We start from the raw sequence: 21,279 nt of genomic DNA, 5'->3' as shown, positions 1-21,279 counted from the left end.
CATAAAAATGGCGGCATTATGCGCAGCTGCTCTGCTTCCGGCCAGCCGGAACGCCACACAATCGGACACAAGTCGACTTTTTATGCCCTTCCCCTTCGAACTCGCCGTCGAACCCGGCACTTTGGCCATCCTCGCTTTCGTCGCTTTCCTTGCCGGCTTCATCGATGCCATCGCCGGAGGTGGTGGCCTGCTGACCATTCCAGCACTGCTCACCGCAGGGTTGCCGCCCCATCTGGTCCTGGGTACCAACAAACTCAGCGCGACATTCGGCTCCGCCACCGCCAGCTACACCTTCTACCGACGCAAGCTGTTCTCTCCCGGACAATGGCGCAACGCACTCATCGCCACCGCCATCGGTGCGCTCTCGGGCGCGGTGATCGCGCATTGGCTGCCGGCCTCCTGGCTGAACCAGATGCTGCCGGCGGTGGTGTTCGGCTGTGGGCTCTACCTGTTGTTCGGCCGCACACCGGAAGCACCATTGAACGCCGAAGCACCGATCCCACGAGGGCGCCAATGGCCCCAGGGCCTGGGGCTGGGCTTCTACGATGGCATCGCCGGCCCGGGCACCGGTGCCTTCTGGACTGTCAGCAGCCTGCTGCTCTACCCGCTCGATCTGGTTAGGGCCAGCGGCGTAGCGCGCAGCATGAACTTCGTCAGCAATGCCGCGGCTCTGGTGGTGTTCATGCTGTCCGGACAGGTCGCCTGGTTGCTGGGTATCAGCATGGGCCTGTCGCTGATGGTCGGCGCGTTTCTCGGCGCACGCACGGCGATCCGGGGCGGCTCGCGCTTCATCCGCCCGGTGTTCATTCTGGTGGTGTTGGCGCTGACGGCGCGGCTAGCCTGGCAACACTGGTTCGGGGCGGCCTGAGCGCCGCGCCAGGTACAGCTCGATCAGGTAGCGCGCGATGGAGCGCGAGGCTGGCAAAGGCGGCAGGTCATCGAGGCCGAACCAGCGCGCATCCTCGATTTCACCGGGCTGAGGCACGATATCCCCGCCCGCGTATTCGGCATGGAAGCCAAGCATCAGCGAATGCGGAAACGGCCAGGCCTGGCTGCCGATGTATTGAAGATTACGCACCTCCACCCCCACTTCTTCAAGCACTTCGCGAGCGACGCATTCCTCCACCGACTCGCCCGGTTCGACGAAGCCAGCCAGAGTGCTGTAGACGCCCGGAACGAAGCGTGGCGAACGCGCAAGCAGTATTTCATCGCCGCGCGTCACCAGCACGATCATGCTCGGAGAGAGGCGCGGGTAATGGTGGACTTCGCACTGCGGACAGTGCATGGCGCGCTCGCCGGCCACCTGCAGCATGGGCGTGCCACAGCTTCCGCAGAAGCGATGCTGACGCGCCCAGGTTCCGATCTGAGTGGCATAACCGAGCATCCGGAAGGTATCCGCGTCCGCCTGCAGCATGAACTGACGCAGCCCTTGCCAATTGCAATCCGGCAGGTGGATCGGCTGCTCCACTTCGAGGACATGGATAGGATCGCCATCGAAATGGCCGATACCGTGCTCACAGAGAACCGGCAGGTCCTGGCGCTTCAACCACTCGCGAGGAAACAGCAGGCCGTTGCTGTCGCAGAGGAATTGCTGGCGGCAATGCGCCAACGCCCAGCCGCCGGCTGGCGCACCGTCGATCAGGCCGGGTTGCCAACGCGAATCGCTCATGCCGCCACCGGCAGCCCCAGGGCACGCACGCTCTCGGCTGCGAGGTCGAGCACGCTCGATTCACTGTCACGCCGTAACATGGCTCCGCCCTCGAGGAAATATTCAAGACTGGTCAGTGCATCCGCCAGGGTTTCCAGCATCTGCTCGGACGGCATCTGCTGGCTTTCCAGCATCTGTGTCTGGATATAGTCGGCACAGGAACCGACCAGTAGCGCGGCACGCTCCTGACCGAGGAACCACAAGCCGCCGCGCACCGCCTGGAGGCTGAAAGGCACGTTGGCTAGGTGCATCTTGTCGCCGTTCGACTCCAGGTAAGCCGTAATGGCCCGCTTGGCGAGCGCCAGACCCGCCTTGGCCTCATCGATGACCACGATACGCGCCTCGGTGAGCTGGTGACTGGCGAAGGATTCCGCCTCCTGCCCAGGCTGGGTTTGCGGCCGCGGCTCATGGCGCCCGCCACGCTCGAGGCTCGCCACCATGCCTTCCACGTACAGCACCGCATCCGCCAGCTTGTTGAGAGCATCGCCATCGGCCGAAGCCCCTTCGCTCCAGGAAACGACGATGGGCAACTGGACCTGCAATGCATTGCCTGCCGAGCTTAGGCCAACCATGCCCAGTGTCTTGGCCAGCTTGCCCAGTTGCGCATGCAGGGTGACGAGACTTTCCGGCTGCGCAGTACCTCGGCCGAGCAGGTCGAGGGAGTCCTTCACACTGGCCAGCTCTTCGCGGATGGCGGTGGACAGCGAGCGCATCACGGCTTGGCCGGGACCGGACAGGCGCTGGTATTCGTCCTCCAGCATCTGGTCGGTGAACGGCAGCGGTGTCAGGCCGAACACGTTGCGAACTTCGCTGGCCAACGGCCCACGGCTGTCGGCCAGGGCCACCAGATAGAGCAGTTCCTTGAGCAGGCTGCGCGGGACCTCGTATTGAGGATTGGCGAGAAGCTGCTTGAGTTCGCGGTCGACCCGGGAGAACAGCTGCTTGCGGGATTTGCGCGCCAGCAGTTGCCCTTCCACCTGGGCTTCCAGGGCAGCCGCCGCGACCCAGCAAAGCCGTCCGCGCGGATCGTTGGCGAACAGGCTGTCCAGGCGGGCCACGGCCCGCGCCATCAGTTTCAGGCTGGCCTGGATGCTCTGCTCGCGGATGAAGCCGAGCAGACCGACCTGATACATATGGCGCAACCGTCGGCCCTCTTCGACGCGGGCGGCGGAATCCAGCGTGGACGCGGCGATACGAGGACGTGGCTGATCCAGGCGGGCACTGAAGAAGAAGCTTTCCGGCAACGGCGGCTGGGCGCCAGCCTGTCGCAGGTCGTTGATCGCCGGGAGCAGCAGTTCGGGCATTTCCTGGCGGCTAGCCTCGACGTTCTCCAGGTAGCGGCGCAGCACATGCAGCGCGTTGCTGAGCGCCGATAGCTGACCGTCGCGCTCGGCCCCCGCCCCGGCTGGAATGTCGGTGGCCTGTTGCAGAATTTCCTGGGCCAGCAGTTCGGCACCAGCCAGTTCGATCAGGTTGAGCGTACCGCGCACCTGGTGAAGGCTTTCCACGGCCTGCTGCAGCAGGCTGCCGTTGTTCCGTTCGGCGATGAAATGCTCGAGGCTCTGCTCGGCCTCTTCCATGGTGACGAACAACTCGTCGCGCACCATGCTGAGGGACGTGGCTCCGGTGACCATAGGTCTATTGCGCCTCCCGCGCGTAGTTCTCGGACAGCATCAGTCGGCGAATTCCGGTTTCTGCTTGCTCATGTGGGCTGCCATGGCGACCCGCAGATCGGCGGATTGAAGCATGGCGGCATTCCAGGTGGCGATGTAGTTCAGGCCATCGTCGACACGATGGTCGCGCATGTAGCGAATCATTTCCTTGGTACCGCGAATGGCGATGGGGGATTTCGCGGCGATCTCGCGGGCGATGCCGAACACGCCATCGAGCAGCTCGGATTGATCGGCATAGGTGCGGTTGACCAGCCCGATGCGGAGCGCTTCTCCGCCATCGACAGTGCGGCCGGTATAAGCCAGTTCGCGCATCATGCCGTCGCCAATGATTCGCGGCAGACGCTGCAGGGTGCCGACATCGGCAGCCATGCCCATGTCGATTTCCTTGATCGAGAACTGCGCATCCACGGTGGAATAGCGCATGTCGCAGGCGGAAATCAGGTCGATTGCACCACCGAGGCAGTAACCCTGGATCGCCGCCAGAACCGGCTTGCGGCAGTTGTCCACCGCATTGAAGGAAGCCTGCAACTTGAGAATGGTACGGCGCAACGCCTCGGCATTGCGCCCGGTGTCCTTGCCGAGCTGGCTGCCCGCCTGGGCCAGGAGCATCAGATCGATACCCGAAGAGAAATGCTTGCCGGCACCGGATAGAACGACGACACGTACTTCGTCGGTCTCGTCGACCCAGCGGAAGACGTCGATGATCTCGGTCCAGAAGTCCGCATTCATCGCGTTGATCTTTTCCGGACGGTTGATCTGGACATGGGCGATCTTGTCTGCCAGTTCGATACGAAAAGCCTTGTAATCAGTCACGGCAGCGATCCTCGGCAACATCAGGCGAGTCGAAAAATGATGAAATATAAAACCGGGCAACTATAACAAGCGCACCACAAAAGTCGATGCCGGGCTTTGTGAACCAGGGCACGCCATCCGACTTAAGGAATCGTGCGGATATGGCGACTAAGCGCTTGATCTTTTTAAGGGTATCGACGAATTGCTCAGGTAATTTCCAGAAATGCCGTTACCGCTACAACCCAGCGGAGCGAGAGCGCCCGATCGCTGCCCGCACATCCGCCTCATTCGCGGATGCAATCCACGGTGTAGCAACGCCCATCCGCACTGTCCTGGTGCTGAAGGCCGTGTACCTCCGCATCGAACCCCGGAAAGCTCCGATCGAAACTCCGTGCGAACAGCAGGTAATCGATGATCGCCTGCGTCGCCGGCGTGAAGCGCTCGCCCGGCATGATCAGCGGAATGCCGGGCGGATAAGGCACCAGCATCACGGCGGCGACACGCCCCTGCAACCGCTCGATAGGCACCGCCTCGACCTCGCCGCGCACTAGGTTGTCGTAAGCGTCGGCCGGTTTCAGGGCGATTTCCGGCAGGGTCGTGTACATGCTCTTGAGGGCTTTCGCCGTGGCGTTTTCCCGGTAGCAGGCATGCAGTTGGTCACACAGGTCACGCAGCCCCATGCCCTGGTAACGCAGGCAATCTGCCTGCGCCACCGAAGGCAGGACGTCATTCAAGGAGGCATTGGCATCATAGTGCCGCTTGAACTCCAGCAGCTCGGTGAGCAGCGTGCTCCACTTACCCTTGGTGATGCCCATGGAAAACAGCACGAGAAAGGAATACAGGCCGGTCTTCTCCACCACCAGCCCGCGCTCCCAGAGGAACCTGCCGACCACCGCCGCCGGGATTCCCCGCTCGTCCAGCCGGCCGCCGGCCGTCAGGCCCGGTGTCGTCAAGGTCACCTTGATCGGATCGAGCAGCACGTAGTCGGCCGCCAGATCGCCAAAACCATGCCAGTCGGCGCCCGGCTCCAGCAGCCAGTCGTTCACGACCACCGCATCGACTCCTTCCGCTTGCGGCGGCTGCCAGATGCTGAACCACCAATCATCCGCCGTCAGGTTCTGCCGCAGGTTGGCCAAGGCCCGGCGAAAGCTCAGCGCCTCGTCGAAGGTTTCCTGGATCAACGAACGGCCAGCCGGCCCCTCCATCATGGCCGAGGCCACGTCCAGTGAGGCGATGATGCCGTACTGTGGCGAGGTGGAGATATGCATCATGAACGCTTCGTTGAAACGGTCGCGATCCAATGGGCGAGTACCGCCATCCTGGACATGGATCATCGAGGCCTGACTGAAAGCGGCCAGCAACTTGTGCGTCGAATGGGTGCTGAATACCAGCGGACTGCGGTCGTCACGACGAGTGCCCATGCCATAACGGCCGGCATAGAACTCATGAAAGGCCGCATAGGCGTACCAGGCTTCGTCGAAATGCAGCACATCCACGCTATCGTCCAGCGTCTGCTTGATCAGTTCCGCGTTGTAGCAAAGGCCGTCGTAGGTGGAGTTGGTCACGACTGCCAGCCTCACCCTGGGCTCCCGCCCGGCGGCCAGGGGGTTGGCGGCGATCTTTTCCCGAATCGACTCGGCACTGAACTCGCTCAGCGGAATCGGCCCGATGATGCCCAGCTCGTTGCGCTCCGGGCTCAGGTAGAGCGGAATGGCGCCGGTCATGATGATCGCGTGCAGCACCGACTTGTGGCAGTTGCGATCGACCAGCACCAGGTCGTCGCGACCGACCATGGAATGCCAGACGATCTTGTTCGCCGTCGAGGTGCCGTTGATCACGAAGAAGGTATGGTCGGCGCCGAAGTTGCGCGCCGCACGGGCCTCGGCTTCGGCCAGCGGCCCGGTGTGATCGAGCAGCGACCCCAGTTCGGGTACCGAGACCGAAAGATCGGAGCGCAAGGTGTTCTCGCCGAAGAACTGGTGGAACGCCTGCCCCACCGGGCTCTTCCGGTAAGCCACACCCCCACCGTGTCCCGGGGTGTGCCAGGAATAATTGGACTGCGCGGTATGCTCCACCAGCGCCCGGAAAAATGGCGGCAGCAACCCGGAGAGATAGTTGCGCGCCGCACGGGCGACCTGGCGGGCGAGAAAAGGCACGGTGTCCTCGAACAGGTAGAGCAGCCCGCGCAACTGATTGAGATCGGCCATGGCCTCAGCGGGTGCATTCTCGATGGTCACCTGTTCGCCGAGGGCGAAGATCGGTAGCTGTGGCGCCCGAATCCGGGCCACGCGAATCAGCTCGACCACATCCTGGAGCAGCCGCTGGTTCTCCCCCGCGCCTTCCGCCGCGACCAGCACGCAAGCCAGTCCATGGTGGGTGGAAGCGACTATCCGCCCCTCGGCGGAACTGGCGGTGGAAAGGATATTGAACCCTTCCTGCTCCAGCTCGCGGGCGATGGCTCGGACACGCTCACCCGCCACCGTGTCCGCCTTGATGTCACGGTGAACGATGAGCACGGGAAATTTCAGGTCTTTGTACATGAGGCCTCCCGGAGAGACCGGGCCGAAGCCCGGTCATATTCTCAGGGTAGACCGCCCGCTGCGGGATTCGCTTCCCGCAGCGTTTCAGACCTCGGCGGCAGGCTGTTCCAACTGCACCCAGAGCGGCGCAGAGCCGGCCGACTTCTCGATGGCCGCCAAACGCGCGGCATGGGCAGCCAGTTCCGCCTCGCTGGCGCGAATCACCCGGGTCTGAGTCCGATCGGCAGGCAGCCGTCGGATGGGGCTGGCCTGGGGGCGGCCGCTGGCATTGCCGTCGCTGCCCTCGCCCGCCAGCGACAGGTGAGTCTGGCCACCGGTCATGGTCAGATAGACGTCAGCGAGAATCTCGGCGTCGAGCAAGGCGCCGTGCAGGTCGCGACCGGAGTTGTCGACACCATAGCGCTTGCACAAGGCATCCAGGCTGTTGCGCTGGCCTGGATGGCGCTCGCGCGCCATTAACAGGGTGTCGAGAATCGAACAGTGCTCGCTGATATCGGCCCGGTCATGCTGGCCGAGGCGGGCGAATTCGGCGTTGATGAAGCCCACGTCGAACGCCGCATTGTGGATGATCAGTTGGGCGCCCTTGATGAATTCGAAGAACTCTTCGGCCACGTCCTTGAAGCGTGGCTTGTCAGCCAGGAATTCGTTGGTAATACCGTGGACCGCAATGGCGCCTTCGTCCACTTCGCGGTCGGGCTGGAGATAGACATGGAAGTGCCGTCCGGTGAGCCGGCGCCCCATCACTTCGACGCAACCGATCTCGATGATGCGGTGGCCATCGGTCACCGGCATGCCGGTGGTTTCAGTATCCAGTACGACGCTGCGCATGGTATTCCCTGCTGTTAAACGATGTGTTGACGTTTCGCTTCGACGACGCCGCGGTTGGCCAGCAGATCGGCGCGCTCATTGCCCGGATGGCCGGTATGCCCGCGCACCCATTCCCAGGTGACCTGGTGGCGATTGACCTGCTCGTCGAGCTGTTGCCAGAGATCGGCATTCTTCACCGGTTGCTTGGCCGCGGTTTTCCAACCCCGCTTCTTCCAGTTCGGCAACCATTCCTGCATGCCACGCATGACGTACTCGGAATCGGTGACCAGACGCACCGCGCAGGGCCGCTTCAGTTCGGCCAGCGCACGGATCGCCGCGGTGAGCTCCATCCGGTTGTTGGTGGTTTCCGCCTCTCCGCCCCAGAGTTCGCGCTCGACGCCCTTGAAAACGAGCAATGCGCCCCAGCCACCGGGGCCGGGATTACCTTTACAGGCGCCGTCGGTGTATATCTCGACAATGTCACTCATGCGGAGCTTGTTCTCTTACGGCTCGGAATTGCGCCGGCTCACCTTGGCCACCGGCAACGGCACCAGCTTGCCCATCGGCTCTCGACGGACCTGGCGCAGCGGCCGAAGGCCGACCACCAGCTTGCGTGCCACTAATAAATAGAAGCCTGCTCCTGGGGGCTGCCAGGTATCGCCCCAGGTTTCCAGACGCGCCAGACGCGCCTGCCAGGCATCGGAAGCAAGCGGCGGACGATAGCATCCGAAGCGGCGTTTCTCCAGCGCGAATCCCAGCAGGTTGAGCCAATCGCCGACCCGCGCCGGGGCAAAGCAGCGCGCCTGGCGCAGCCCATCGCCAGCGAAGTAGTGCCGCAAACCCCAAGCGCTCCACGGGTTGATTCCGACGATCAGCAGATGCCCGCCGGGCCGGACGCTCCGCGCCGCTTCACGCAGCAAGCCATGGGGCGACAGACTGAAATCCAGCCCATGCTGCAGCAATACCAGGTCCGCCGCGTGCTCGACGAGCGGCCAGGATTGCTCCTCGCAAACGATCTCCACATCGGGCGGTGCGCCCAGGCGCACGCTGCAATGAATCTGCGGCGCCTTCGGCAATTGCGAGGCAGGCGGCCCATAGTGAACCAGGTAACCGCCGAAGAAACGCGCCAGCTCCTCTTCCAGGACTCGGCGCTCCTCTTCCAGCAACTGGCGACCGAGTGGGCCGGCGAACCATTCACGGGCGACGCCGATCAGCGCCAGCCAGTCCGGGTCGGCCTGAGCGAAAGCCTGGTCAGTCATAGGGAACTCCTGCATGGCAGCGGGTAGTCTTCAGGCCTAAGATGCGCTTTTTTACGTTCAGCTGCGATAGGCCCCATCCATGATACAGATCGACGCCCTGCCCGCTTTCACCGACAACTACCTCTGGTTGTTGCAAAATGCTGCCACGCGCCGCTGTGCGGTGGTCGATCCCGGCGATGCCGGCCCGGTCCTCGACTGGCTTGCGGCCCATCCGGACTGGCAACTCAGCGACATCATCGTGACTCACCACCACCCCGACCATGTCGGTGGCGTGGCCAGGCTCAAGTCGGCGACCGGTGCTCGCGTACTCGGCCCGGCCAAGGAGCGGATTCCCGAGCGGGACCTGGCATTGGGCGAAGGCGACAAGGTTGATGTGCTGGGACTCACGTTCGATGTGATGGAGGTACCGGGACACACGCTGGGCCATATCGCCTATTACCATGCATCGCCTCGGAGTCCGTTGTTGTTCTGTGGCGACACCCTGTTCGCCGCAGGGTGCGGCCGATTGTTCGAAGGAACCCCAGAACAGATGTACCACTCGCTCAGCCGCCTGGCTGCGCTGCCGGACGACACGCGGATCTACTGCACCCACGAATACACCCTGAGCAACCTGCGCTTCGCCCATGCCGTCGAGCCGGACAACCCGGCCATCGCCCAACGGCTTGCGGAAGTCGGCGCCTGGCGTGATGCAGGCCGAATCAGCCTGCCGTCCACCCTGTCCATCGAGCGGGAAACCAACCCCTTCCTGCGCTGTGACCAGCCATCCGTCCGAAAAAAAATCGACGAACGGAACGGTATCGCTCAACGCTCCGCAAGCGCGGTTTTTGCTGGCTTGCGCAGTTGGAAGGATCACTTCTAGAAGCGCGGGCAACCGGCTGAAATCTGGCGAAAACTTGACCACCCCCGGCCTCGTTCCTAGAATCGCCCGATCTTTTTACCCGGAACAGCCAACCAGCCAATGACGTCCAAGCCGCGCAGGACCCTTGATCTAGACGCATTGGCACGATCCTCTCGGGTGCTGGTAGCGGTATGTGCCGCGGCTCTGGCGGGCTGCCAGAGCCTGGGACCCTCGCATGACCAGCCAGGCCGCGACACCGACAGGGCCGTCGGCCTCGAGCAACAACCGGAATGGCTGACTGAAACCCCGACGCCCGAAGCTCCGCAGGATATCTGGGAGCGCATGCGCAGCGGCTTCAAGCTGCAAGACCAGATTGATGTGAACCCGCGGATCGAGCGCCAGCGCCTGTGGTTCGTCAGTAACCCGTCCTTCCTCGAGAATGCCTGCGAACGCGGTGCCCTCTATATCCATTACGTGGTGGAACGACTCGAAGAGCGCGACATGCCGCTGGAACTGGCACTGCTGCCCGTCATCGAGAGCGCCTACAACCCCCTGGCCTATTCCCGCGCCCATGCGGTCGGCATCTGGCAGTTCATCCCGTCGACCGGACGCCATTTCAATCTGCGCCAAACCAGTTGGTATGACGGCCGCCGCGACATCACCGCCTCGACCAATGCCGCGATGAACTACCTCTCGCGCCTGCATGAGATGTTCAACGGCGACTGGCTGCTGGCGCTGGCCGCCTATAACGCGGGCGAAGGCACAGTCAGCCGGGCCATCGAACGCAACCAGAAACTGGGGCTGCCAACCGACTACTGGAACCTGCCGCTACCCCAGGAAACCCAGGACTACGTTCCCAAGCTGCTTGCGCTTTCCCAGGTAGTGATGGCCCCCGAGGCCTATGGCGTGACGCTCAATCCGATCGCCAACGAACCGTACTTTGAGGTAGTGGAGGTCAAGCAGCGCCTGGATCTGTCGCGTGTCGCCGCCATGGCGGAAATCGACGAAGACGAGCTGTACATGCTCAACCCCGCCTATAAGAAGCGCATCACCATGGACGGCCCACAACACCTGCTGGTGCCGACAGAAAAAGCCGAGCTGTTCGCCGCCAACCTGTCGCTGATGCAACCGCAGGAGCTGGTGGACTGGCAGGAATACCGCGTACGCGCCGGCGATAGCCTCCACGCCATCGCCAACCGCTACCACCTGACGGTAAATACGCTCAAGGAGATCAACCAGCTCAAAGGTAACGATCTGCGTATCGGGCAAACCCTGAGCATCCCGGTCCAGCCGGGTCTCAAACCCTCGCAGCCGTTGTTCCAGGAGCGGCTGGCCTCCACCGTCGAGCAGCCCAAGGTACTGCGCAGTTACCGGGTGAAGAGTGGTGACAATCTCTGGCAGATTGCCAAGGCGCACAACGTCAAGGTCGAGGACCTGAAGCGTTGGAACCGACTCTCCGGCAACAGCCTGAAGACCGGCCAGGTGCTCACCCTGCAAAGCAGCGCCGCCCCCGTCACCGTCGCCGCGCGGAACGATCGCCAGTCGGTAACCTATTACCGCGTGCAGAAAGGTGACTCGCTTTACCTGATCGCCAAGCGCTTCAAGGTGGACCTGCAGAATCTTCAGCGCTGGAATCCCCGTAGCGGTCACGCCCTCACCCCTGGGCAAACGCTTACGCTCTACCTCCCCCGCTGATCAGCGTCCCTTGCTGAGAGCCTCCAGGCACCGTCCGGTCAACTGAGTGAAACGCTGGAAGGCAACGAACTGCTCATGCTTCAACGCCCGCCCGGACAACCGGTTGTCGGCATACAGCACGCCGATCTCGCGAGCACCCGCCATCAACGGCGCGATGAAGAACATGCCCTGCCCGAGCCACTGCCGCATCGGCCCGGTCACCAGCTCGCTCAGGTTGTAGCTTGCCGGAACCCCCATCCAGATCGCCTCCTTGTGACGTAGGACATAACTGAAGATATGCGGCTGCTCCGGCTGCTCGGCAGGCAGGACGAAATCGCTCAGCCAACTCTGGGTCCCCTCGCCCGCCACGCGCTTGACCCGGAAGCGGGTCTGCCCATCCGCCAGCACCGCGAGCATGACCCGCTCCAGTCCGGCCCCCTGGTGCAGTCCCTTGAACAGCGTATCGAGGATCAGACCGATATCTCCCCGGGCAGAAACCATCAGGCCGAGGTCCTGCAATGCCTGCTGCATCGATAGGAGATTAGGTTGCAGTAAACGCGCCCGACGCTGCTCCTGCTGCAGCCGGATTTGCTCCGGATCGGTATTTGGGATGAGGTTGCACAGCTTGCCGGCACCGAAGGTCACGGCGACCTTGACGGCCTCATCGGCACTGGCCAGCACCTGCTGCATCGCATCCTCCGGCGTCACGCCGGTGAAGCGGGCCAGTTGCTCGACCAGCTTTTCGATGGCCGGCGAATCCCAGCCGTCCAAAGCGGCCTCGCTGATCCGAATACCGAGGGTCACCGCTTGCACCGCCGGATCGTTCTGACTGATCCCCTGTGCCAGGCTGGCGATTTCGCTCAGATTCCAGCTTTTCACCAGACCCAGGGTCAATTGCCGGAAGCTGGTACCGAGCACGGCGCGCACCGCTTCCTCGGCGATCACACCCGGCTGGGCCAAGGCGGTATCCAGCTCGTCGGCCTGTACACCACCGCAGCCCCAGAACGCCAACTCACCGAGGTTGTAGAGCAAGGCGGCGATGAACACCTCCTCCTCATGCCTGGAAAGCACATAACCGGCGATATTCCGTGCCTGGACCGCCGCATGGAAGGATCGGGCCAGCAGCTCCTGCAATTGTTCGCGCGGGGCTCGCGTCAGCAGTCCGTCGATCAGACTGACGGAAAGACCAATCAGACGCACATTGTCGAAACCGATCAGGACGATGGCCCGGGAGATGGTACGGATAGGCTCCTGCGAGGGGTTGTAATAGGCGCTGTTGGCAACGCGCAGGACCTTGGAGGTCAGGGAGGCATCACGTAACAGCACATCGGCCAACTGTTGCACCGAGGCTTTTTCTTCCCCGGCCAGACGATGCAAGTCCTGCACGACAGCGGCAAGGGCCGGTAACTCAGCTTGGTTCAGGCGATCGATCCATGACTGCAAACCATGGCAGCGTTCTTCCAATATGAGCCTCTACTTGTTTTAGCGCAGTGTAGCGAAATGATGGCACACCCCGAAGGGGGAAGCGCTCTTTTTACGTCGGATACAAGCTGTTACTGTACCGCCCAGAAGCCCAAAAGCCGCCATGGACCGGATTTTCCGCCTGATGCGTCATATCCTCCTGTTGTTCCTAAGTCTGGCCCCGAGCTTTCCCCTCTGTGCGGCCATCATCGAAAGCCACGGTTACGCCCAATTCGGCGCCCTCAAATATCCCGCCAGCTTCACCCACTTCGACTGGGTCAATCCGGAGGCGCCCAAGGGCGGTACGTTGCGAGTCATGGCCTTCGGTACCTTCGACACGCTCAATCCCTATACATTCAAGGGTACCAGCCCCGTTTCCACGGCGAACTTCCTGCAGTATGGCGTCACCGAACTGAACGAACCACTGATGGTGGGCACCGGGCAATACGACCCTTCCGGCGATGAGCCGGCTTCCAGCTACGGGCTTATCGCCCGCTCCGTCGAATACAGCGAAGATCGCAGTTGGGTGGTGTTCAACCTGCGCGAGGAAGCCCGCTTCCATGACGGACACCCCATTACCGCTTACGACGTGGCCTTTTCCTATCGTCTGCTGATCAAGGATGGCCATCCGCAATACCGGACCTACCTGCAGGAAGTCAAACGTGTCGATATTCTCGGCCGGCACCGCATTCGCTTCGTACTCAAGCGCGCCGGCAACCCGCTCCTGATCCTACGGCTCGGCGAATTGCCGGTCCTGCCGCAACACTATTGGAAAGACCGCGACTTCAAGAGCACCACCTTCGAACCGCCGCTGGGCAGCGGGCCCTATCGGATCACCCAGGTACTGCCAGGGCGCCAACTGGTGTTCGAACACGTGAAAGACTGGTGGGGCGAGAAACTGCCGGTCAACCGCGGCAAGTACAACTTCGACCGCGTCGAGGTGGAGTTCTACCGCGACAGCAACGTGGCCTTCGAAGCATTCAAGGCCGGGGAATTCGATTTCTATATCGAGCACCAGGCGAAGAACTGGGCGAATGGCTACCGCTTTCCCGCCGTGGCCCGCGGCGATGTGATCCGCGCAGAGATTCCCCATAAAATCCCCACCCAGACCCAGGCGTTGTTCATGAACACCCGTCGAAGCGTTTTCGCGGACCGCAAGGTACGCGAGGCCATGGGCTTGATGTTCGACTTCGAATGGACCAACCGTACACTGTTCAATAACGCCTACGTACGCGCCAAGAGCTATTACCCCAATAGCGAGTTCTCTGCGTTCGGCAAACCGGAAGGCCAGGAATGGCTATTGCTGTCCCCATACCGCAAGCAGTTGCCCGCACGACTGTTCAACGAGCCGTTCAGCGTGCCGGAAACCGACGGGCGCGGCATCCCACGCGAAACGCTCCGCCGAGCCCTGGGCCTATTGGCCGAAGCCGGCTGGAAACCCTCCGGGGAGCGGCTGCTGAATAGCAAGGGACAACCTTTCCGGTTCGAAATCCTGCTGGTCAACCCCAGCCTCGAGCGCATCCTCCAGCCCTACAGCGAGAACCTGGCGAGCATTGGAATCGACGTGAGCCTGCGTACGGTCGACCGTGCCCAATACAAACAGCGCCTCGATCATTTCGATTTCGACATGATCATGCTGACATTGCCGCAGACCTTGAGCCCCGGCCTGGAGCAATGGCTGTACTTCCATTCCAGCCAGGCCAAGGTGAAGGGCGGCAAGAATTACGCCGGTGTCGCCCATCCCGTGGTCGACACACTGCTGGACAGCCTGCTCGCCGCCCGCACCCGGGACGAGCAGGTTGCCGCCACCCGAGCGCTGGACCGGGTCTTGCTCTGGCAGCACTACAGCATTCCCAACTGGTACCTGGACTATCACCGCCTGGCGTATCGCAACCGCTTCGCGTTCGTCACGACGCCGCCCTACACCCTCGGGCTGCGCGCCTGGTGGTTGAAGCCTAAGGAGAACATCCAATGACGCGCCCTCTGCGCTCCCTCTTTCTGTTCGGCAGCAGCGCCCTTCTCCTGGGCCTGGCCAGCCTCGCCCAGGCGGCACCGAAGCATGCGCTGACCCTGTATGACGAGCCGCCGAAATACCCGGCCAACTACAAGCACTTCGACTATGCAAACCCCGATGCCCCAAAAGGCGGCGTGTTCCGCCAGGCGGGGTTCGGCGGTTTCGACAGCCTGAATCCGTTTATCAACAAAGGGGTGTCGGCTGACGATATCGGCCTGATCTACGACACGCTGACGCGCCACAGCCTGGACGAGCCGTTCACCGAGTACGGCTTGCTCGCGGAGAAGATCGAGAAAGCACCGGATAACAGCTGGGTACGCTTCTACCTACGCCCTGAGGCCCGCTTCCATGACGGGCATCCGGTCACCGCGGAAGACGTGGTGTTCACCTTCGAAACCCTGATGAAAGACGGCGCCCCGCTCTACAAGGCTTATTACGCCGATGTCGCCGAAGTCGTCGCGGAAGATGCCCGGAAGGTCCGCTTCGTCTTCAAGCATCCCGGCAACCGGGAGCTACCGCTGATCCTCGGCCAATTGGCCGTCCTGCCCAAGCACTGGTGGGCAGAGCGAAACTTCAAGAAGGGAAATCTCGAAATTCCCCTGGGCAGCGGCCCGTACCGCATCGCGGACGTCAAGGCCGGACGCTCGATCCGCTACGAGCGCGTCAAGGACTGGTGGGGTAAGGACCTGCCGGTCAACCGGGGATTCTACAACTTCGACACGATGGTCACCGATTATTACCGCGACAATACCGTCGCCCTCGAGGCTCTGAAGGCTGGCCAGTTCGATTACTGGCTGGAAACCAGCGCGAAGAACTGGGCGACTGCCTATGACGTTCCCGCCGTGCAGAACGGCCAGTTGATCAAGGAAGAGATCGCCAACCGCAACCCCACGGGGATGCAGGGTTTCATCTTCAATATTCGTCGCCCGCTGTTCCAGGATCGTCGCGTGCGCGAAGCGCTGGGATTGCTGTTCGATTTCGAATGGACCAACAAGCAATTGTTCAATGGCGCCTACACTCGCACCCGCAGCTATTTCGACAACTCGGAGCTGGCCTCCAGCGGCCTGCCCGACGAAGCCGAACTGAAGATTCTCGAACCGCTGCGCGCCCAGATCCCACCCCAGGTATTTACCGACGAATACCGCGTACCGGTCACTGACGGCAGCGGCATCATCCGTGAACAACAACGCCGCGCCTACCAGTTGCTGCAAGAAGCCGGCTGGCGAATCGAAGGCGACCGCATGGTGGATGGCAAAGGCCAACCCGTCAGCATCGAATTCCTGCTAGCCCAAACCGAATTCGAGCGCATCCTGCTTCCGTACAAGCGCAACCTGTCCGATCTGGGCATCGACCTGGTGATTCGCCGGGTCGATGTCTCCCAGTACATCAACCGTCTACGCTCACGAGACTTCGACATGATCGTGGGTGGCTTCGGTCAGTCCAACTCCCCGGGCAACGAGCAGCGTGAATACTGGCATTCCAGCAGTGCCGACAACCCGGGAAGCCGGAATTTCATTGGCCTGAAAGACCCGGCCATCGACAGCCTGGTCGACAGCCTGATCAACGCGGACTCGCGGAAAAGCCTGATCGCACATACCCGCGCCCTGGACCGTGTGCTGCTATGGGGTAACTATGTGGTTCCCAACTGGCACATCAAGACCTGGCGGGTCGCCTACTGGAATCGCTTCGAGCATCCGAAGGTCACGCCGCTCTACGATATCGGCCTGACCACCTGGTGGGTCAAGCCGGGCGCATCGGCGCAACCGGGACCGGCTGCCACCTCCGAAGAAGCCCCAGCGGCAGCGGAGCAATGACATGCTGGCTTATCTTGTCCGTCGCCTGCTGCTCATCGTCCCTACCCTGTTCGGCATTCTGCTGATCAACTTTCTCATCATCCAGGCAGCACCAGGTGGCCCCGTCGAACAGATGATCGCCAAACTGGAAGGCTTCGAAGGGGCCACCAGCCGTATCGCCGGGGGCGGTGCCGAGGTTTCCGTGGCAGGCTCCAACTACCGGGGCGCCCAGGGTCTCGATCCGGATCTGATCGCCGAAATCGAGCGTATGTATGGCTTCGACAAGCCCGCTCCCGAGCGCTTCTGGATCATGCTCACCAACTATGTCCATCTGGACTTCGGTGAAAGCTTTTTCCGCGATGCCAAGGTCATCGACTTGATTGCTGAGAAAATGCCGGTCTCCATCTCGCTGGGGTTGTGGAGTACCTTGATCATGTATCTGGTCTCCATTCCCCTGGGGATCGCCAAGGCCGTGCGCCACGGCAGCGCCTTCGACGTCTGGACCAGCTCCGCGATCATCATCGGCTACGCCATCCCGGCTTTCCTCTTCGCCATCCTGCTGATCGTTCTGTTCGCCGGCGGCAGCTATTTCGACTGGTTTCCCCTCCGTGGACTGACCTCCAACAATTTCGACGAACTCAGCCTGGGCGGGAAGATCATCGATTACTTCTGGCACCTGGCCCTACCGATCACTGCCTTGGTCATCGGTAACTTCGCGACCCTGACGTTGCTGACCAAGAACAGCTTCCTGGATGAGATCAACAAGCAATACGTGGTTACCGCCCGTGCCAAAGGGCTCTCCAAGAACCGCGTGCTGTACGGCCACGTCTTTCGTAATGCCATGCTGATCATCATCGCCGGGTTCCCCTCGGCATTCATCGGGCTGTTCTTCACCGGGTCGCTGCTGATCGAGGTGATCTTTTCCCTCGACGGCCTGGGTCTCATGAGTTTCGAAGCGGCGATCAACCGGGATTACCCGGTCGTGTTCGGCACACTTTTCATCTTCACCTTGCTGGGACTTGTCGTGAAATTGATCGGCGACCTCACCTACACCCTGGTCGATCCGCGTATCGACTTCGAAAGTCGGGAGGGTTGAGATGAAGCTCTCTCCTCTCAACCGACGCCGCTTCGAACGATTCAAGGCGCACAAACGCGGCTGGTGGTCGCTTTGGATTTTCCTGGGTCTGTTCGTGCTCAGCCTCGGCGCTGAAATGATCGCCAACGACAAGCCATTGGTCGTGCGCTATGACGGCGCATGGTATTTCCCGGTATTCAAGCGCTATCCCGAAACCACCTTCGGCGGCGAATTCCCGCTGCAGGCCAACTACAAAAGCCCCTATATCCGGGAGCTAATAGCACAGAAGGATGGCTGGATGCTCTGGCCGCCCATCCCCTACAGTTACTCCAGCATCAACTACGAATTGAAGGTTCCCGCCCCCGCTCCACCGTCTACCGACAACTGGCTGGGCACCGATGACCAGGGTCGCGACGTGCTGGCGCGGGTCATTTATGGATTCCGGATATCCGTGCTGTTTGCCCTGGTCCTGACTTTGCTCAGTTCGGTCATTGGCGTTTTCGCCGGTGCCCTGCAAGGCTTCTACGGTGGCTGGGTGGACCTGCTGGGACAGCGCTTCCTGGAAATCTGGTCGGGCCTGCCGGTGCTTTATCTGCTGATCATCCTGGCCAGCTTCGTCCAGCCGAACTTCTGGTGGCTGCTCGGTATCATGCTGCTGTTTTCCTGGATGAGTCTGGTGGATGTGGTGCGCGCCGAATTCCTTCGTGGGCGCAATCTGGAATACGTGCGAGCCGCTCGTGCCTTGGGTATGCAGAACGGCGCCATCATGTTCCGCCACATCATGCCCAATGCCATGGTTTCGACCATGACCTTCATGCCGTTCATTCTGACCGGCGCCATCGGCACCCTCACTGCTTTGGACTTCCTCGGTTTCGGTCTGCCACCAGGTGCACCCTCGTTGGGCGAATTGGTTGCCCAAGGCAAGGCCAACCTGCAAGCACCGTGGCTGGGTATCAGCGCTTTCATGGTGTTGGCACTGATGCTCAGCCTGCTGGTTTTCATCGGCGAAGCCGCCCGCGATGCCTTCGATCCGAGGAAGTGAGATGAGCGAGAACCTGATAGAAGTACGTGACCTCGCCGTCGAATTCGTGACCGGCGATCAGGCACAACGTGTCGTCGAAGGCGTCAGCTTCGATATCCGCAAAGGCGAAACCCTGGCGTTGGTCGGCGAAAGTGGCTCCGGCAAGTCGGTTACCGCCCACTCAATTCTGCGGCTACTGCCCTACCCGCTGGCCCGACACCCCAGCGGCAACATCCACTACACCGGCCAGGACCTGCTCAAGCTCGACGAGAAAAAGCTGCGCGGTATCCGTGGCAACCGTATTGCCATGGTGTTCCAGGAGCCGATGACCTCACTCAACCCCTTGCACAGCGTGGAAAAGCAGATCAACGAAGTGCTTGCGCTACACAAGGGGCTCCGTGGCAAGGCCGCCACGGCAAGAACGCTAGAGCTGCTCGAACTCGTCGGCATCCCTGAGCCGCGCAAGCGGCTGAAAGCCTTCCCTCATGAACTCTCTGGCGGCCAGCGCCAACGCGTCATGATCGCCATGGCGCTGGCGAACGAACCCGAACTGCTGATCGCCGACGAACCGACCACAGCCCTGGACGTCACCGTCCAGTTGAAAATCCTGCAATTGCTCAAGGAATTGCAGGCCCGCCTGGGTATGTCGCTGCTGCTGATCACCCATGACCTCAACCTGGTCCGGAGAATTGCACACCGTGTATGTGTCATGCAGCGCGGAAAGATCGTCGAACAGGCGTCGTGTGATGAATTGTTCCACGCACCGAAGCATTCCTATACCCAGGAACTGCTCGGTGCGGAGCCCAGCGGCGACCCCGCGGCCACTGTTGCCGGGGAGCCGTTGCTGGAAGTGGAAGACTTGCGCGTGTGGTTCCCGATCAAAAAGGGGGTATTGCGCCATACCGTCGACTACGTGAAGGCGGTAGATGGAATCAATTTCAGCCTACCTCAGGGACATACCTTGGGGATCGTAGGTGAAAGCGGTTCCGGCAAATCCACGTTGGGAATGGCGATCCTCAGGCTTTTGAGCAGTCAGGGGGCCATTCGCTTCCAGGGACAGGCCTTGAGTGGCCTGACACAGCGGCAGGTCCGTCCTTTGCGGCGGCAGATGCAGGTGGTCTTTCAGGACCCCTTCGGCAGCCTGAGCCCACGCATGTCGGTCGGGCAGATCGTTGGCGAAGGATTACGAATCCATCGCATCGGTACGCCGGATGAGCAGGAGCAAGCCATCATCGACGCGCTCCTGGAGGTAGGACTGGATCCGGAAACCCGGCACCGCTACCCCCACGAGTTTTCCGGTGGGCAACGGCAGCGGATCGCCATTGCCCGAGCATTGGTGCTGAAACCGGCGCTGATCCTGCTGGACGAGCCCACTTCGGCGCTCGACCGCACGGTCCAGCGTCAAGTAGTGGAGCTCCTGCGCGGGTTGCAGGCCAAGTACAACCTGACCTACCTGTTCATCAGCCATGACCTGGCGGTGGTTCGGGCGCTCAGCCACCAGTTGATGGTGGTGAAGCAAGGCCAGGTGGTGGAACAAGGCCCGGCGGAGGCCGTCTTCGCCGCGCCGCAGCACATTTATACACGGCAATTGCTGGAGGCCGCCTTCATGGCCCCAGGGACTGTCGATTAACCAGAAGAGGAACAAGTACATGGGATTTCTCGCCGGTAAGCGCGCGCTGATCGTCGGCGTCGCCAGCAAACTGTCCATCGCCTCCGGTATCGCCGCAGCGATGCACCGCGAAGGCGCCGAACTGGCCTTCACCTACCAGAACGAAAAGCTCAAGGGACGTGTAGAAGAGTTCGCCACCGGCTGGGGCTCCAGCCCCGAAATGTGCTTCCCCTGCGATGTCGCCAACGACGAAGAAATCGCCGCCGTGTTCGAAGCACTCAGCAAGAAATGGGACGGCCTGGATATCATCGTCCACTCCGTTGGCTATGCTCCGGGCGATCAACTCGACGGCGATTTCACCGCTGTCACCACCCGCGAAGGCTTCCGCATTGCACATGACATCAGCGCCTACAGCTTCGTGGCACTTGCCAAGGCAGGTCGCGAGATGATGAAAGGCCGCAACGGCAGCCTGCTCACCCTCTCCTACCTGGGCGCCGAACGAACCATGCCCAACTACAACGTAATGGGCATGGCCAAGGCAAGCCTGGAAGCCGGTGTCCGCTATCTCGCCGGCAGCCTCGGCCCGGAAGGAACTCGCGTCAACGCGGTTTCCGCCGGCCCTATCCGCACACTGGCAGCCTCGGGCATCAAGAGCTTCCGCAAGATGCTCGCCGCGAACGAAAAACAGACCCCCTTGCGCCGCAATGTGACCATCGAGGAAGTCGGTAACGCTGGCGCGTTCCTATGCTCCGACCTCGCCTCGGGCATCAGCGGCGAAATCCTGTACGTCGACGGCGGCTTCAACACCACCGCTATGGGTACTCTGGAAGACGATTGATCGCGCTCCTGCGATAAGAAAAGGCCGCTTGCGGCCTTTTCTTTTGCCGTGTGCTCCTGAATAAGGTTTACATCCTTTCCCCGAGCCTCTGGGGAACCCTCCGCATCTGTTCCTGAAATACAAAACGCCCGATGCGGTGCACCGGGCGTTCTGAGTACTTCAAATCTAGCCGAAGCA

17 protein-coding genes are annotated in these 21,279 nt (G+C 61.7%); 9 read left to right on the top strand and 8 right to left on the bottom strand.

Annotation, left to right across the window (positions count from 1 at the left end; translation table 11 throughout):
• Nucleotides 1–82: 82 nt before the first annotated feature.
• Nucleotides 83–868 (top strand): TSUP family transporter, encoded by a 786-nt coding sequence (locus BZL41_RS18650; protein ID WP_095600682.1) that lies wholly within the window; start codon nucleotides 83–85, stop codon nucleotides 866–868.
• Here the strand turns inward: BZL41_RS18650 and nudC are convergent.
• The 7 genes from nudC to BZL41_RS18615 form a co-directional block, all read right to left on the bottom strand.
• Nucleotides 836–1,669 carry an NAD(+) diphosphatase gene (gene nudC / locus BZL41_RS18645; protein ID WP_095600681.1) on the bottom strand — a complete coding sequence of 278 codons (834 nt, stop codon included), beginning with the start codon at nucleotides 1,667–1,669 and terminating at the stop codon, nucleotides 836–838. The two genes, BZL41_RS18650 and nudC, sit on opposite strands and share 33 nt — an antisense overlap.
• Nucleotides 1,666–3,342 (bottom strand): ferrous iron transporter B, encoded by a 1,677-nt coding sequence (locus tag BZL41_RS18640; protein WP_095600680.1) that lies wholly within the window; start codon nucleotides 3,340–3,342, stop codon nucleotides 1,666–1,668. The genes nudC and BZL41_RS18640 overlap by 4 nt, the downstream gene beginning before the upstream one ends.
• A gap of 39 nt (nucleotides 3,343–3,381) precedes the next feature.
• Nucleotides 3,382–4,194 (bottom strand): crotonase/enoyl-CoA hydratase family protein, encoded by an 813-nt coding sequence (locus tag BZL41_RS18635; RefSeq protein WP_095600679.1) that lies wholly within the window; start codon nucleotides 4,192–4,194, stop codon nucleotides 3,382–3,384.
• Nucleotides 4,195–4,457: 263 nt separating this feature from the next.
• Nucleotides 4,458–6,713, bottom strand: a complete 2,256-nt coding sequence (locus tag BZL41_RS18630; RefSeq protein WP_095600678.1) for an arginine/lysine/ornithine decarboxylase — start codon at nucleotides 6,711–6,713, stop codon at nucleotides 4,458–4,460.
• 84 nt (nucleotides 6,714–6,797) lie between these two features.
• Nucleotides 6,798–7,541: a DNA polymerase III subunit epsilon gene (dnaQ, locus tag BZL41_RS18625; RefSeq protein WP_095600677.1), complete on the bottom strand. Its 744-nt coding sequence runs from the start codon at nucleotides 7,539–7,541 to the stop codon at nucleotides 6,798–6,800.
• 14 nt (nucleotides 7,542–7,555) lie between these two features.
• Complete coding sequence (gene rnhA, locus BZL41_RS18620; protein ID WP_084333657.1) at nucleotides 7,556–8,008, bottom strand: ribonuclease HI; 453 nt, start codon at nucleotides 8,006–8,008, stop codon at nucleotides 7,556–7,558.
• A 15-nt stretch (nucleotides 8,009–8,023) separates the two neighbouring features.
• On the bottom strand, nucleotides 8,024–8,779 hold the full coding sequence (locus tag BZL41_RS18615; RefSeq protein WP_095600676.1) for a class I SAM-dependent methyltransferase: 756 nt from the start codon (nucleotides 8,777–8,779) through the stop codon (nucleotides 8,024–8,026).
• A 79-nt stretch (nucleotides 8,780–8,858) separates the two neighbouring features.
• Here BZL41_RS18615 and gloB point away from each other — a divergent pair, with 79 nt between their 5' ends.
• The gene (gloB, locus tag BZL41_RS18610; RefSeq protein WP_095600675.1) at nucleotides 8,859–9,638 is read left to right on the top strand and encodes a hydroxyacylglutathione hydrolase; all 780 of its coding nucleotides are present in this window, start codon (nucleotides 8,859–8,861) and stop codon (nucleotides 9,636–9,638) included.
• 99 nt (nucleotides 9,639–9,737) lie between these two features.
• Nucleotides 9,738–11,312, top strand: coding sequence for a LysM peptidoglycan-binding domain-containing protein (locus BZL41_RS18605; RefSeq protein ID WP_095600674.1), 1,575 nt, complete (start codon nucleotides 9,738–9,740; stop codon nucleotides 11,310–11,312).
• Here BZL41_RS18605 and BZL41_RS18600 read toward each other — a convergent pair whose 3' ends face one another.
• Complete coding sequence (locus tag BZL41_RS18600; protein ID WP_371916552.1) at nucleotides 11,313–12,734, bottom strand: HDOD domain-containing protein; 1,422 nt, start codon at nucleotides 12,732–12,734, stop codon at nucleotides 11,313–11,315.
• Nucleotides 12,735–12,897: 163 nt separating this feature from the next.
• On the opposite strand from BZL41_RS18600, the gene BZL41_RS18595 reads away from it, so the two are divergent.
• The 6 genes from BZL41_RS18595 to fabI are packed head-to-tail and all read left to right on the top strand — an operon-like array spanning nucleotide 12,898 to nucleotide 21,102.
• The gene (locus tag BZL41_RS18595; protein ID WP_084333964.1) at nucleotides 12,898–14,727 is read left to right on the top strand and encodes an extracellular solute-binding protein; all 1,830 of its coding nucleotides are present in this window, start codon (nucleotides 12,898–12,900) and stop codon (nucleotides 14,725–14,727) included.
• A complete protein-coding gene (locus BZL41_RS18590) occupies nucleotides 14,724–16,580 on the top strand; it encodes an extracellular solute-binding protein (RefSeq protein WP_095600672.1) in 1,857 nt (618 codons plus the stop codon). Before BZL41_RS18595 ends, BZL41_RS18590 begins: the two co-directional genes overlap by 4 nt.
• Before the next feature lies 1 nt (nucleotide 16,581).
• Complete coding sequence (locus BZL41_RS18585) at nucleotides 16,582–17,655, top strand: microcin C ABC transporter permease YejB (RefSeq protein WP_095600671.1); 1,074 nt, start codon at nucleotides 16,582–16,584, stop codon at nucleotides 17,653–17,655.
• Between the two features lies 1 nt (nucleotide 17,656).
• Nucleotides 17,657–18,676 carry an ABC transporter permease gene (locus tag BZL41_RS18580; protein WP_095600670.1) on the top strand — a complete coding sequence of 340 codons (1,020 nt, stop codon included), beginning with the start codon at nucleotides 17,657–17,659 and terminating at the stop codon, nucleotides 18,674–18,676.
• A 1-nt stretch (nucleotide 18,677) separates the two neighbouring features.
• Complete coding sequence (locus tag BZL41_RS18575) at nucleotides 18,678–20,285, top strand: ABC transporter ATP-binding protein (protein WP_095600669.1); 1,608 nt, start codon at nucleotides 18,678–18,680, stop codon at nucleotides 20,283–20,285.
• 19 nt (nucleotides 20,286–20,304) lie between these two features.
• The gene (gene fabI / locus BZL41_RS18570; RefSeq protein ID WP_095600668.1) at nucleotides 20,305–21,102 is read left to right on the top strand and encodes an enoyl-ACP reductase FabI; all 798 of its coding nucleotides are present in this window, start codon (nucleotides 20,305–20,307) and stop codon (nucleotides 21,100–21,102) included.
• Nucleotides 21,103–21,279: the final 177 nt, after the last annotated feature.

It is taken from the genome of Pseudomonas sp. PIC25 (assembly GCF_002286785.1).
Classification (GTDB): Bacteria; Pseudomonadota; Gammaproteobacteria; order Pseudomonadales; family Pseudomonadaceae; genus Pseudomonas_M.
This window is presented reverse-complemented; position numbering and strand designations above follow the sequence as displayed.

Coding starts and splice junctions, on each gene's coding strand:
- BZL41_RS18650 (WP_095600682.1), top strand. CDS start 83: ATGCCCTTCCCCTTCGAACTCGCCGTCGAACCCGGCACTTTGGCCATC.
- nudC (WP_095600681.1), bottom strand. CDS start 1,669: ATGAGCGATTCGCGTTGGCAACCCGGCCTGATCGACGGTGCGCCAGCC.
- BZL41_RS18640 (WP_095600680.1), bottom strand. CDS start 3,342: ATGGTCACCGGAGCCACGTCCCTCAGCATGGTGCGCGACGAGTTGTTC.
- BZL41_RS18630 (WP_095600678.1), bottom strand. CDS start 6,713: ATGTACAAAGACCTGAAATTTCCCGTGCTCATCGTTCACCGTGACATC.
- dnaQ (WP_095600677.1), bottom strand. CDS start 7,541: ATGCGCAGCGTCGTACTGGATACTGAAACCACCGGCATGCCGGTGACC.
- rnhA (WP_084333657.1), bottom strand. CDS start 8,008: ATGAGTGACATTGTCGAGATATACACCGACGGCGCCTGTAAAGGTAAT.
- BZL41_RS18615 (WP_095600676.1), bottom strand. CDS start 8,779: ATGACTGACCAGGCTTTCGCTCAGGCCGACCCGGACTGGCTGGCGCTG.
- gloB (WP_095600675.1), top strand. CDS start 8,859: ATGATACAGATCGACGCCCTGCCCGCTTTCACCGACAACTACCTCTGG.
- BZL41_RS18605 (WP_095600674.1), top strand. CDS start 9,738: ATGACGTCCAAGCCGCGCAGGACCCTTGATCTAGACGCATTGGCACGA.
- BZL41_RS18595 (WP_084333964.1), top strand. CDS start 12,898: ATGCGTCATATCCTCCTGTTGTTCCTAAGTCTGGCCCCGAGCTTTCCC.
- BZL41_RS18590 (WP_095600672.1), top strand. CDS start 14,724: ATGACGCGCCCTCTGCGCTCCCTCTTTCTGTTCGGCAGCAGCGCCCTT.
- BZL41_RS18585 (WP_095600671.1), top strand. CDS start 16,582: ATGCTGGCTTATCTTGTCCGTCGCCTGCTGCTCATCGTCCCTACCCTG.
- BZL41_RS18580 (WP_095600670.1), top strand. CDS start 17,657: ATGAAGCTCTCTCCTCTCAACCGACGCCGCTTCGAACGATTCAAGGCG.
- BZL41_RS18575 (WP_095600669.1), top strand. CDS start 18,678: ATGAGCGAGAACCTGATAGAAGTACGTGACCTCGCCGTCGAATTCGTG.
- fabI (WP_095600668.1), top strand. CDS start 20,305: ATGGGATTTCTCGCCGGTAAGCGCGCGCTGATCGTCGGCGTCGCCAGC.